At 49.4% G+C, this 13,038-nt stretch carries 13 protein-coding genes and 1 tRNA gene; 9 read left to right on the top strand and 5 right to left on the bottom strand.

Features of this window, described 5'->3' with window-relative positions; translation table 11 throughout:
* Window positions 1-277: 277 nt before the first annotated feature.
* The 3 genes from JVX88_RS14420 to JVX88_RS14410 form a co-directional block, all read right to left on the bottom strand.
* The gene (locus JVX88_RS14420) at window positions 278-1,282 is read right to left on the bottom strand and encodes a threonine synthase (RefSeq protein ID WP_211627996.1); all 1,005 of its coding nucleotides are present in this window, start codon (window positions 1,280-1,282) and stop codon (window positions 278-280) included.
* Between the two features lie 68 nt (window positions 1,283-1,350).
* Window positions 1,351-2,058, bottom strand: coding sequence for a hypothetical protein (locus tag JVX88_RS14415; protein ID WP_211627994.1), 708 nt, complete (start codon window positions 2,056-2,058; stop codon window positions 1,351-1,353).
* A 22-nt stretch (window positions 2,059-2,080) separates the two neighbouring features.
* The gene (locus tag JVX88_RS14410) at window positions 2,081-2,782 is read right to left on the bottom strand and encodes an arylesterase (protein WP_211627993.1); all 702 of its coding nucleotides are present in this window, start codon (window positions 2,780-2,782) and stop codon (window positions 2,081-2,083) included.
* 161 nt (window positions 2,783-2,943) lie between these two features.
* On the opposite strand from JVX88_RS14410, the gene JVX88_RS14405 reads away from it, so the two are divergent.
* A complete protein-coding gene (locus JVX88_RS14405) occupies window positions 2,944-3,618 on the top strand; it encodes an ABC transporter ATP-binding protein (RefSeq protein WP_211627991.1) in 675 nt (224 codons plus the stop codon).
* On the opposite strand, the gene JVX88_RS14400 is transcribed toward JVX88_RS14405, so the two are convergent.
* Window positions 3,608-4,381 (bottom strand): hypothetical protein, encoded by a 774-nt coding sequence (locus JVX88_RS14400; protein ID WP_211627989.1) that lies wholly within the window; start codon window positions 4,379-4,381, stop codon window positions 3,608-3,610. The genes JVX88_RS14405 and JVX88_RS14400 overlap by 11 nt on opposite strands.
* Window positions 4,382-5,498: 1,117 nt before the next feature.
* On the opposite strand from JVX88_RS14400, the gene JVX88_RS14395 reads away from it, so the two are divergent.
* From JVX88_RS14395 to JVX88_RS43050, 4 genes are all read left to right on the top strand, one after another.
* Entirely contained in the window at window positions 5,499-6,476 is a 978-nt protein-coding gene (locus JVX88_RS14395; RefSeq protein ID WP_263975531.1) for an alpha/beta fold hydrolase, read from the top strand.
* Between the two features lie 15 nt (window positions 6,477-6,491).
* Window positions 6,492-6,564 (top strand) — tRNA-Ala (locus JVX88_RS14390).
* A gap of 186 nt (window positions 6,565-6,750) precedes the next feature.
* Complete coding sequence (locus JVX88_RS14385) at window positions 6,751-7,095, top strand: hypothetical protein (protein WP_211627988.1); 345 nt, start codon at window positions 6,751-6,753, stop codon at window positions 7,093-7,095.
* Between the two features lie 33 nt (window positions 7,096-7,128).
* Window positions 7,129-7,575: a hypothetical protein gene (locus JVX88_RS43050; RefSeq protein ID WP_211627986.1), complete on the top strand. Its 447-nt coding sequence runs from the start codon at window positions 7,129-7,131 to the stop codon at window positions 7,573-7,575.
* Between the two features lie 112 nt (window positions 7,576-7,687).
* Here JVX88_RS43050 and clpP read toward each other — a convergent pair whose 3' ends face one another.
* A complete protein-coding gene (clpP, locus tag JVX88_RS14375; protein WP_035997205.1) occupies window positions 7,688-8,299 on the bottom strand; it encodes an ATP-dependent Clp endopeptidase proteolytic subunit ClpP in 612 nt (203 codons plus the stop codon).
* A gap of 151 nt (window positions 8,300-8,450) precedes the next feature.
* Here clpP and JVX88_RS40640 point away from each other — a divergent pair, with 151 nt between their 5' ends.
* The 4 genes from JVX88_RS40640 to JVX88_RS14355 all read left to right on the top strand — a co-directional run bounded on the left by JVX88_RS40640 (window position 8,451) and on the right by JVX88_RS14355 (window position 13,021).
* A complete protein-coding gene (locus JVX88_RS40640; RefSeq protein WP_211627984.1) occupies window positions 8,451-8,702 on the top strand; it encodes a hypothetical protein in 252 nt (83 codons plus the stop codon).
* A gap of 483 nt (window positions 8,703-9,185) precedes the next feature.
* Window positions 9,186-10,010, top strand: coding sequence for a photosystem II manganese-stabilizing polypeptide (locus JVX88_RS14365; protein WP_211627982.1), 825 nt, complete (start codon window positions 9,186-9,188; stop codon window positions 10,008-10,010).
* Window positions 10,011-10,569: 559 nt separating this feature from the next.
* Window positions 10,570-10,956, top strand: a complete 387-nt coding sequence (locus tag JVX88_RS14360; protein ID WP_410503765.1) for a sigma-70 family RNA polymerase sigma factor — start codon at window positions 10,570-10,572, stop codon at window positions 10,954-10,956.
* On the top strand, window positions 10,940-13,021 hold the full coding sequence (locus tag JVX88_RS14355; protein WP_317134634.1) for a cobaltochelatase subunit CobN: 2,082 nt from the start codon (window positions 10,940-10,942) through the stop codon (window positions 13,019-13,021). Before JVX88_RS14360 ends, JVX88_RS14355 begins: the two co-directional genes overlap by 17 nt.
* Window positions 13,022-13,038 lie beyond the last annotated feature (17 nt).

Here is a 13,038-nt window from a genome sequence, read left to right as displayed (position 1 = left end):
GGATTGCTTATCTCGGAAATTTAGCGCTTGAACTAGAGCTGGCCTTGGGGTAGGTTGGGATAGGTAATAGGACTGGTTGTGGCTGCCGTGTTACCTTGGCGACTGGCCGCAGCTTTGTTCGTGATTTAGATAGAGCACCCTACGGAACTCAATGTACGCAGTACGTCGCTGGTGGGATCGAAATGGCATCAGGCTAGGGCTGATTGGTTTAGCCTTGGGTAGTGCTTGGTTGATTCGGCAAACTCAGGGTGGGTTAATTTATGAGGTTTACCGTGGCTTAGCTCAACCCTTTGTCAAACAGCGAGACCGCTATGGCAGTACCACCGGATGCCCGCAGTGCATCAAGTATCAAAAAATCTCCGATCGCCTTCGGAACACGTAGTCCGGACGCGACCGTAGATGCGTTCTCGAATTCTTGTGCAAAGCGATCGCCATTATGAAATGCATGCACGATCGGTGCGCAGGTCTCAGACTGCACGCTTACCATACGCGGGCGCTTGCTTCCGATCCATCCCATTTGTTCCATCTCATCGAAAGCTTTCCACATTCCGATCAGGCCAGTACCGCCGCCGGTAGGATAGATGATCACATCCGGCAATTCCCATCCGAGCTGTTCGGCGAGTTCGTAACCCATCGTCTTTTTACCTTCGACACGATACGGTTCCTTTAACGTTGAAACGTCGAACCATCCTTCGGCTTCCTTTCGTTCGGCTACGATCTTTCCGCAGTCTGTTATCAGTCCATCGATCAACGTTACCTTAGCCCCCATTTGTTGGCATTCTATTACGTTGGCACGAGGCGTATCCGAGGGCATAAAGATATATGCTTCCATTCCTGCCTGTGCCGCATATGCCGCCATCGCACCGGCGGCATTTCCGGCAGAGGGAACAGCGACCTTGGTGACGCCGAGCTCCTTAGCACGCGAGATCGCTGCTGTCATCCCGCGGGCCTTGAAACTTTGTGTTGGGTTCTGTCCTTCATCTTTGATAAACAGTCTTGTCTTTATCGGCAGGCTAGAAGCAAGACGCTCCGAGCGGAGCAAAGGCGTCCAGCCTTCACCAAATGAGATAATGTTGTTCGCTTTGATTATCGGCAAAATCTCCTGGTATCGCCAGAGAGAGTTTTTTCTGTTTCGGAGGTTTTCCTTTTTCAGCTCGGCGGCAGCACGGTCAAGGTCATATAAAACAAATAGCGGCTTTCCGCATTCGATACAAAGACCCTGGATAAGTTCCGCATCATGCGATCTTTTACAAAGCGAACATTCTAAGTGCGTAACGAACATACACTACTCCCGAACCAGATCCAGTCCGAGATCAAACCAAAAAATTGTTCTGACGCTGGGTCAGGATCTCACTTTTTCCAGACGAACTCACGAAATAGGCCAACACCGGCATCGACAGCCAAATTTATTGCGGAACCTTTCAAACCATGGCTTAGTCCGTAGCGTTCAGGATACCAGGTGGTCGCGGAGATTACATTACCGGCAAGGTTTCCAGCTAACTTCGGAAGACCGAAGACTCGTTTACCTTCCTTGTTTCTAGCTGTGACGGTAGAAAAGATGGCATTTCGAAAGCGTGCCGACACGCTTCGATCTCGGCTTAGATAGAAGCGGCTGTCAACCTCCAAGACTTCATCCAAGCCATATTTTACAGTATTGGAGATAACGCTTTCTCCCAAGTTTGATGCGAATCTTTTTCCAAAACCATCGATCTTTCCGCCCCATTCTTTCGGAGCGTTCCGCGCCGTGAGCACACCGGAGACCGTGGCATAACGGATCAACGCAACCGGGCCTACGACGCTGTTAATATAACGCTTTCTTCTCTCGTTCGGTGTTGGCCGAGAATACCAGTTATTTTGCGGCTTTCTAATGTTGGAATCGGCATCATCAGAGCTGTTTGCCACGACCGATGAGTCCTTGTTATCTGAACCGGAAGAGGTTTTTCCGTTCGTTGCTTCCTTTTCGATCGGAACCGTGTCCTGTGCTGCCAAATTTGCCGGAGAGACGACTCCGAAAAAAATAAACAGAGTAAACGCGACTACGATAACACCGCCATTCATAAATTTCATACCCTTGCTGTTTTTATGGCTGATTGTTTGAAAGCAGCGGCTTCAACTCCTTATAGATATTCTCCACCATTATTCGTGTGCCTTCGGCGTTCGGATGAATGCCGTCGGCCTGATTCAGTTCGGGCTTAAGTGCGATCCCCTCAAGCACGAACGGCAGGTACGCAACTTTATGCTCGCTTGCCAGATCAGGAAATGCCCGAGAATATTCTTGCTGATAGTCGTTTCCCATTGAAGGCGGGGCGACCATACCGCATAAAAGTACTTTTACGTTCTTTGCCTTTGCTTTCCGGATTATCTGGTCCAGATTCTCCTTCATCCGAGAGACAGGTACTCCGCGGAGCAGGTCGTTCGCCCCAAGTTCAAGTATCAGGATCGCGATGTTCGGCTGTTCAAGCACCCAATCGATCCGCTCAGCACCGCCCAAGCTTGTATCCCCGGAAACCCCAGCATTGACTACCTCGTAGTTAAAGCCTTCGGCTTTTAGCCGCTGCTGCAGCAAATAAGGGTAGGACTCAGTTTCGGCAAGTCCGAATCCGGCAGTGAGACTATCGCCGAATGCAATTATCTTCGGCTTCGCAGCGCCGGTTTCCGGCAGAACCAATGGTCGGTCAACATCGTATTTCTTTCCTGCGAACTCGGACGCCCTGCACGCCGAACCTAAGAAAACGGCAGCAAAGAGGCTTAAGATGATCGATAATCTGGTCAATTGGGGCATCGTGCAATGTTTATGCTAATTGTTTTGCTATGAAATAGATGCAATCCTATTGGAACCTGTTTGATGTGAATTCTCAAGTTCCTGGACAATTTGAGCGAATGCGGAGAAGTCCTTGACCCGATGATCTATCTGCTGATAGTTCAGCGCAAGTATCACGAATAATGATAAGAATAGACAGCATCACAAAAACCGTCCGATCCGGAACAGAGGATCTTACGATCCTTTCGGACGTTACCTTAGAGTTTCCTGACGGCCAGTTCGTTGCGTTGACCGGTGCTTCCGGAAGTGGAAAATCAACCCTGCTTGGACTGATCGCGGGCCTCGATTCACCAAGTTCGGGAAAGATATGGATAGACAAAGACGAGATCACGGCAAAGGATGAGGACCGGCTTGCCGATATCCGCAGCGAAAAGATCGGCTTTGTATTCCAGTCGTTTCATCTGATCCCGAGCTTGACGGCCAAGGAGAACATTTTGATCCCAATGGAGATCCGTGGAATTACGAATGCAAAGGAGCGGGCTGCGGAATTGCTCGAAGATGTAGGGCTTTCAAGCCGCGGCCATCACTATCCATCAGAGCTCTCCGGCGGCGAGCAGCAACGCGTAGCCATCGCACGGGCATTCGCGAATGATCCTAAAATACTTTTGGCGGATGAGCCGACCGGAAATCTTGATTCAAAGAACGGCCAGCATATTTTCGAACTAATGACCGGCCTGCACGAAAGAAATAAGGTTACGTTAGTCCTGGTAACGCATGATGCTCAGCTCGCGGCAAAAGCGGAACGGCAGGTCGTTCTCCGCGACGGACGCGTGATAAGCGACACTTTCACCGAATGAATTTTATCTTAAATCTTACTCTTCGCGAGATCCGCTCATCCTGGCGCCGGCTACTATTCTTTTTTCTTTGTATTGCCCTCGGCGTCGGCTCCGTGGTTGCGCTTCGCTCACTTATCCAAAATCTTAATGCTGCGGTCGGAGCCGATGCACGGGCTTTGATGACGGCGGACCTTGAGATCGTTTCAACATCGGATTTTTCACCCGCGGATCTTTCCGTCAATTCACCATTGAAGCTACAGAGAGTTACTTTGTGAATGTTGCTGCCGCTGAGGCTGAGGCGTTGATTCATACAGCGTCCCCAGCGGGAATTAGCTTGGCTTTCGGTTTGGCCAATTAGTTGATTATGTCGATTAAAGGCACTCATCACCGTGCGGCGAGAGCTGATGATGAAACTGCTGACATACTGCACGGGCCGCAAAAATGTGGCTTCGATGCACCCGCTTTCCGGCGCACCCAACAGCAGCATCAAGCCCGCCTGGGGCGAGAAGGCCGGATTGGATGGACGAATCGCAATCGCATTTTGAAACAACACTCCCCACGATTCATACTGCCGCTCAACAACGGAGAAACAGGTCAGATCTTCTAGATCCAACCGGACACAGATCGAGGCAACCGTGAGGTCACCGCTCTCTGTGTTGAGATCCAGTCGAGAAAACTGGTTGAATGTAGCTGCTTGGCATCGTGTGCATTCGCGGACGGCGGACGGTGGCTCCGCTAGCTCAATGGCTGGATTGTGAGCGGAAACCCTGATGGAATTTGACATACAACCCCCAAGTTCATGTCATGGGTCAGCAAAGGGAACACGTAGACCATAAATTGGCTCTCAGCGAAACTCTGTAGGTGCCCCGCAGTGTGCGCATCTGCGCACGGAGGACGACCGAGTCAACAACATGAGTCGAACCTTAAGATCAGAGAGGATTTATGGAAAAATGTAAAGAGAGGTTAAGCCCCTGATTCGCCCAATCTAGCTCTAGGACAGAACTGGCTCAACTGATTTTTCTGACCGCAGGTCAGTATTTTTATCAGCTTCTCATGCGAAAACTTCGCGGCTCACTGAATGCAGCAATCGATGGGTGGCTCAAAAAATGAAACCCTGGTAGAAGCGCACTAATTGCGCATTCATTCCATAGCCAGGAGAAGGGTAAATTGGTTTACTTTGTTGCCGGTTTAGGGTACCCGTTTGGGTTACTGGTTTGCTGCTCTATTGCTCAGCTATCGTACTAGCCAGCCACTCAGCTACTCTGCCTATCTCAAAGACAACTTCCCCATCGTTGGTGGAAAGCTACACCACAACAGCCCAACCTGGTTTGCAGATCTGCTGGCGCAAAGCTGCAGTTTATACCCAATCTTGCAAGCAATGCAAAGATCAATTAGGCTTTCGTATTTATGCAGAGATTTGAAATGCGCCCATGTAGCCATTATCATCATCTTTGCAAGCATGAGTGCAAAAATAATACAGTTTTTAACTCGCGGTTGCCGATAGATTGCAGATAGGTTAACAAACTATCGCTTGGAAACACATCAGGATAAGCTCTAGTGTGTCTATGTTCTAGCTATAGATCAGTCAATTCATAGCTATCAAAATTGATCCGCTTCACTGCTTTGGCTGTATCATGGCGTATCCGCAATCTTATAGTTCTTATCGTAATGTTAAACACCACCCACCTCAGGCGATGCCTTCGCCAAGGCATGATTCAGCTGGAGTGAGATTCTGGAGTGAGATTATAGTGTGATTAGCCCAGAGTGATTACTTCCCACTCATGGCTTCAAACCGCGACACAATTCGGTAAACCCTGGGCCACAACCATAAACTGTGCAGTAGTATCAAGCCAGGTTTTTATACAGGCTGTTTTTCAGGCTGTAGTGCTAGCGCTCAGATCATGCTGCCGTCAGTATCTTCATATATCAACCCCCGCTCGTTTCGTATGCTCCAGCCAGCAGGCTTCTGTCAATCTTCGATCTCAACCAGCCTTGGTACGTTGGTCTATTACACTGCGAAAGCAGCCAGTGCGAAAGTAACCAATGGCGAAGCAGCCCCCCTGCCCTCACCTGGTCCAGATTTATCGGATCATCGGCCAACGCTGGTATTTCTTCATGGTTTTGGCGGTGGCTCTTCGGCCTATGAATGGTCTCACGTCTATCCAGCCTTTGTGCCAGAATATCAGGTGCTGGCACCAGACCTGATCGGCTGGGGGCGTTCGCAGCATTTGGCCCGTAGTTACCAAATTCAGGATTATGTCACTACAATCGTTGAATTTATCGAGAAAGTGTGCGGTACGGCAACAATGGTGGTGGCTTCTTCGCTCACCGCTGCTCTGATGGTGCGGATTGCCGTTGCTCGTCCAGAATTGGTCAAGGCCATGTTTCTGGTAGCCCCAGCCGGATTGGCTGATTTCGGTCGGCCTTACCGCAATTTCTTCTCCCAACTAGTCAGTCTACCCGTACTCGATCGGCTGATCTACGATACGATGATCGCCACGCGATTGGGGATCCGCAATTTTCTGGAAACCAAACAGTTTGCTCGCGCCAATCGAGTTTCGCAAGAAATGGTGGATGCCTACCTCGCCTCAGCCCAACAGCCCGGTGCTGACTACAGCGCTATCTCCTTTGTCCGGGGTGACCTTTGTTTTGATCTAGCAGCCTACATTCCCCAACTGACAGTTCCAACTGCTGTGCTGTGGGGCAAACAAGCGCAATTTACCTCTGCCGAACTCGGTCAACAGTTGGCTGATCTCAACCCACGGGCAATTCAAATCTTTACCCTGCTCGATGATGTGGGACTGACGCCTCAGCTAGAGCTACCTGCCGTGACCACTGGCCTGATTTATGATGCTCTAGCTCGACTAACTCAGTGCTAGAATAGTTGACGCTACGGGGAGTTAGCGCAGTTGGTAGCGCGTCGCGATCGCACCGCGAAGGCCAGGAGTTCGAATCTCCTACTCTCCATCTGTCCTTTGATGTCATCAGTTAACTAATAGACACCAGTAGTACAGTGACACACTATTTGTCATAGGTAATAACTGACGTTTAGACTAAAAGGCTAAGAAAAGCGGCCAGACCGAACGACCTGGTCGCTTACCTGGTCGCTTACCTGGTCGCTTAATAGTCAAGGACGTATCAAATCACTTGACTATGAGTCATTTTGACCAGCTTCGAACCTTTCGACATCAGGCTGTAGGCCTGATGGGTAATGGCAAAGAGTCCCTGTTTGACCTGATGGATGCGGTGTTGGTTAGCCGAAGTGTTGACTCGGTTGCTGAACTCTCTTTATCCCCCGTGTTTCGACAGCAGTGGTCGAGTTTGTATGAATCCCTGCAAGATAGCAAGCCGCCACGAGGGGAATTGATGGGATTGTACCTGGAGCAGATGCCCCGTAGGACGAGCGGATCGTGTGAGCCGGAGACCACCCGGCAGAGGCCAGGTTGCAAGCGGAAACCCTACGAGAACGCACCTATGAACACCCAGCACCCCCCATGAGTGGAGCGAACCCTGTGACATGAGGACAAGGCGATGCAGAAATCCTTACCCAATCTCTCGCCAGGTCGGACAGCCAATGCTTTTGCACAAGTTTTAGTGGTGATTGGAACACCTGCCCCTGCACCCAAACCCCGTGGACAGTCACCAGGTTGGACTCCGGGACAACCCCATTCTCGTCGCATTCGCTATCCAACCGTCAGAAAACGATTTCGCAAACCCAAAACCGACAAGAAAAAGCCTGAATATTTGCAAGCAGATGAGTCCATGGTGCCACCGCCGCAGAATACCTCAGACCGTTCTGAAGAAATCATGAAAATCGGAATTGAAATGAAACGGTTGGGTTGGAGCACGGAGCAAGGTCGGGAATACCTCAAACGCACCTATGGCAAACGGTCACGCCAAGAACTAGATGATGCCGAACTGCTCGATTTTCTCCACTACTTGGAGGGACAACCGTCACCGTTGCAGACTCCCTTCTAGCAGGTTTTGTTCTAACACACTCGATTCTCAGAAATAACAGCAAAAGACAAAAAGGGGCCGCTCATGCTGCCCCCCACATATCTAGAACCATTTGCGACCAGCTAGTTGCCAACTACTTGGCAGCAGCCATCTCGGGGCGGCTGCCAACCGAGCTGCGGTCGATTACCTGATCGATCAAACCGTACTCCATCGCTTCTTGAGCCGACATGAAAAAGTCACGGTCCGTATCACGCTCGATGCGCTCTAAGGGCTGACCTGTGTGTTTGGCTAAACTTTCATTCAGCTGCCGCTTGAGATAGAGAATCTCCCGCGCTTGAATTTCGATATCGGCTGCTTGACCCTGTGCTCCACCTGACGGCTGGTGAATCATGATGCGAGAATGGGGCAGGCTCATTCGTTTGCCCTTGGCACCCGCACTGAGCAAAAAGGCTCCCATACTTGCTGCCAATCCATAGCAGACGGTGCAAACATCGGGACGAATGTGATTCATCGTATCGTAAATGCCCAACCCTGCCGTAATCACGCCACCGGGTGAATTGATGTAGAGGTAAATATCCTTTTCTGGATCCTCAGCTTCCAAAAACAGCATCTGCGCCACAATCCGGTTGGCCATATCAAAATCAACCGCTTCTGATAAAAAGATGATGCGTTCGCGCAGTAAGCGGGAATAGATGTCGAACGCTCTTTCGCCACGTCCCGATTGTTCAATAACGGTAGGAATCATGCAGTCTTCTCTCTGTATTTCCCTTAAGTTCTTCAATTTTAGCGATTTCCGGGTTTAGGTTTGGTGGGATATCCGATCCTGATGCTGGTTTGTGTTTTGCGGATGAACATCATGATTGCGGTGATGCCTCATCAATCTGATTCAACAGCAGGTGATTCAACAGCAGACTGGTCAGACAAATAAGAGAGAAATGCTTGCAGCTTCATTCGATGAATATAAGGCCATCCTCCACTTGTCTCAATATCGCGCAACAGAGCGTAAAGCGCTTGCCGATTATCAGGTAATGACTCCTGAAAAAGACTGTCCCGAATTTCCTGATGCAGTTGTTCCAACAATCGCAGAATTGCTAGCAGCTCTGTACTTTGCCCCTGATGCTGCTGAGCAACCATTTGAACCAAACTAGCAATTGCTTCCAAGTCTGCCTTAAATTTTTTCGAGTCTAGTCCTACCGATTCATCCATGCTGTCTATTGCGCTCCTCACAAGTGATCGTTCATTGCTCATTCTTTAGCGTAACGTCCAAGTCAACTGTCATCTGGGATATGGAATTGGCGAATCGAGATAAAAGAGCAACAAGGTCTTGTAGAATTCAGTATGGAGTCATCATTGAGCCATGCCGCGCTGACATTCGAGCAAGGTTTACTGGAGCAAGGTTGACTTAGGGCTTAATCGAGTTCGATGCGGGAAGGCTGAAGATTCACTAGGTTAATGCACCTAAGCAAATACCTGGCTCACTATTGTGGTAGCTGAGTTTAGTCGTCAAGGCTGGCCTAAAGCTTGCAGCATGACCCACTGGCCTGTCGGGACGCTAGTTTTCCAGCTTGCCAGATCGACACTTTATAACATGACACTGGTAGGGTTTTTACATTAGATACTAGAGGTTGACCATGAGGTATCGCGCTTTAATTGTTGCCTTTCTAGCTCTTTGTTTTGGTCTGCTGACCGCTTGCAGTGAAGGCCCAGCAAATGCAACCACTGCACTCACCTATGAGCAAGTGCGGGGAACAGGCTTAGCTAACACTTGCCCTCAATTGGAGGACACTCGACGGGGCTCCATTCCTCTAGAACGAGGCGAAACCTATGTTCTGAAAGAGCTATGTTTGGAGCCAACCAATTACTTTGTGAAGGAAGAATCGACCAATAAACGGCGAGAGGCTGAGTTCATTGCTGGGAAGCCTATGACTCGCAAAACGTCTTCGCTGGATCAGGTGAAAGGTAGATTGGAGTTTAATGCGGATGGTAGCATGACCTTTATTGAAGAAGAAGGGTTCGACTTCCAGCCAATCACCGTGAAGCTGCCCAATGGTGAACTGGTACCTTTCCTATTTACTGTTAAAGACCTAGTTGCTAAAACCCAACCGGGCTTTGAAGGCATTAACACCTCTACTGACTTTGAGGGTGAATTCAGAGTGCCTTCCTACCGCACTTCCAACTTCTTAGATCCGAAGGGTCGTGGTTTGACTGCTGGCTATGATAATGCGGTTGCTCTACCGTCGCGTGCCGATAGCGAGGAAATCCTGAAGGAAAACCTGAAGCGATTTGATACAGGTACAGGGCGGATTTCGTTACAGGTTGCTAAAGTCAATAGCGCCACGGGTGAGGTTGCAGGTACATTTGAAAGCATTCAACCCTCGGATACCGACATGGGAAGTAAAGCGCCGGTTGACGTGAAGATTCGGGGCTTGTTCTATGGCCGGGTCGAGCCTTCCTAACCCAAACCTGTTGAGGGATTATCAGTAAAACTGGAATCTTTTAGCATGTTTGCTCTGAAATTACTCGGATCATCATTAATAGAGGGATCACATATCCCTCTTTTTTGTTTTGCCCCAATTTAAAGTTGGCAATTTTTAATTGTCAATTTTGATTGCTAATTAGCTAAATTTCTACCTCCATATAATATTTTCCAAACATGATGTGAAATATTGGTAAATTTTTAGTCCGTGCTTTACCTCAGAAATCTTGGAAGCCCTAATCTGGGATTCAGTGAATATGCAGTTGTTGATACTTCGGCAGACGGAATACGTTGGCAATACAAATCCTGAACTCTTTGCTTTATTGCGTTAGTCTCACAAGTTGCTAGCTTTGACTTGCCAAGTCGAACGCAGGTCAGTCGAATATGAGGCATAAAAGCCGCAGTTTGTTTTTTATCCACTAGCCTACTGACGGGCTGCCCAAATTCGATTTAAGCAGTCTAACCGATGCAGCACCGTTTGAAATGCTACGCAATCTTAGTGAGCCATTCTATCTTGCTTCATCTACCCGAATTTCGTCATGCACACTTCAGCCGCTAATGAACTCAAAAGCGAAAGCCTGGAACTGTTGCGGGAATATTATCAATTTCCTTCGGCAGAGCTTCGCAATCGACTAGTGCAGCTCAATCTCGGCTTGGTACGAAAAGAAGCTCACCATTGGGTCAACCAATGTACTGAAAGCTACGAGGATTTGCTGCAAGTAGGCTGCATGGGGTTAATTCGGGCGATTGAACGGTTTGATATTGCCAAGGGCCACGCCTTTAGTTCGTTTGCCATTCCCTACATTCGCGGCGAAATTCAGCACTATCTGCGCGACAAAGGCTCACCGGTTCGTATTCCTCGCCGATGGCATCGGGGTACAGCCACCGTTGGGATTAGCCGGCGATCCGATGCGGTTGATGTTTGAGCGTGATTTAACGCCCCATCCTCAGTACGCCGCCTTCTATAAATGGCTGCAAAACGAATTTGGAGCCGATGCGGTGATTCACTTCGGTATGCATGGTACGGTGGAATGGCTGCCCGGTTCTCCGCTGGGCAATACGGGCTATTCCTGGTCAGATATTTTGCTGGGCAACGTGCCGAATTTATATCTCTATGCCGCCAACAACCCATCCGAATCCATCCTGGCCAAGCGGCGTGGCTATGGTACGCTGATTTCCTATAATGTGCCGCCCTATGGTCGAGCTGGGCTGTACAAAGAGCTGGTGGCCTTGCGGGAATTAATCAGCGAATATCGCGAAGATCCAGAAAAGAATTACCTGCTGAAAGAAGCGATTTGCAAAAAAATCCTCGATACTGGCCTGGAAGCAGACTGCCCCTTTGCTGAAGCCAAACGATTGGGCATTGAATTCACCCCCGAAAATGCACGGCTTTTCAGTAACCAGGCGTTTCAAAATTATCTAGTGCAGCTCTACGACTACTTGCAGGTCTTAGAAAATCGCCTCTTCTCTGCCGGACTGCATGTTTTGGGCGAACCGCCTGATAGCGAATCTCTGCGGCAGTATTTGCAGGCTTATTTGGGTGATACGCTACCCGAAACGGTGATTACCGATATCGTCAACGGAGCTGATTTGCCTACCGCATTAGCTCACTATCATGCTCAGGCGTTGCCCACCGAACCGAGCCGACAGATTGATCCAGAACTATCAGATCGCATCAATGAGGCTATTCTAATTCGTACCTTGCTCCAGCAAACTACCGATGAACTAACCAATTTGCTGCGTGGTTTAAACGGCGAGTATATTCCGCCTGCACCAGGAGGCGATCTGCTGCGCGACGGTCCAGGCGTTTTGCCAACCGGACGTAATATTCATGCTTTGGACCCCTACCGAATGCCTTCTGCGGCAGCCTATGAACGGGGGCGCGAGATCGCCCGTAAAATTATCGACCAGCATTTGCGAGAGCAGGGCACCTTTCCAGAAACGGTCGCCGTGATGTTATGGGGGCTAGATGCGATTAAAACCAAAGGTGAATCCCTGGGCATCCTGCTAGAATTAGTTGGTGCAGAACCCGTGAAAGAAGGGACAGGGCGAATTGTGCGCTATGAGCTAAAGCCCTTGACCGAGATCGATCATCCACGGATTGATGTGATTGCGAATCTATCGGGAATCTTCAGGGATAGTTTTGGTAATATTATTGAGTTATTAGATGATTTATTCCAACGGGCCGCAACCGCCGATGAAGCAGAGGATCTGAACTTTATTCGCAAACATGCGTTGACGCTTCAGGCTCAGGGAGTTGAGAATGCCTCAGCTCGTCTGTTCTCTAATCCGGCAGGCGACTTTGGCTCGCTAGTGAACGATCGAGTTGTGGATGCTAACTGGGAATCAGGTGATGAACTGGGCCAAACCTGGCAGGGCCGCAATACCTTTAGCTATGGCAGAAAGGACAAAGGGCAGGCGCGTCCAGAGGTTTTAAATACTTTGCTCAAAACTACCGAACGCATCGTGCAGCAAATTGATTCGGTAGAATATGGCCTGACCGACATTCAGGAATACTACGCCAATACCGGCGGTCTAAAAAAAGCGGCAGAGATGCAGCGCGGCAAAAAGGTGACGGCTAGCTTTGTCGAAAGTTTTTCCAACGACACCACTCCCCGCAAACTCGAAGACCTGCTGCGGATGGAATACCGCACTAAACTACTCAATCCCAAATGGGCTGAAGCAATGGTAGCTCAGGGAGCGGGAGGAGCTTATGAGATCTCGCAGCGAATGACGGCGATGATTGGCTGGGCTGGTACAACAGACTTTAAAGATAACTGGGTCTACGACCAAGCCGCAGATACCTATGCTCTCGATCCGGCGATGGCCGAGAAACTGCGTAAAGCTAATCCAGAAGCATTTCGGAATATTGTTGGCAGAATGTTAGAAGCTCATGGACGCGGATTTTGGCATCCGGATCAAGAAAAACTAGAGCGATTACGGCAATTGTACGAGATAGCAGATGAAGAATTGGAAGGTGTGGCAATGTAGATTAGCAGTTTTAGATC

The organism is Leptolyngbya sp. 7M (assembly GCF_018128485.1).
Note: the sequence above shows the minus strand (reverse complement) of the source record. Positions and strands in the feature narration are given on the sequence as shown.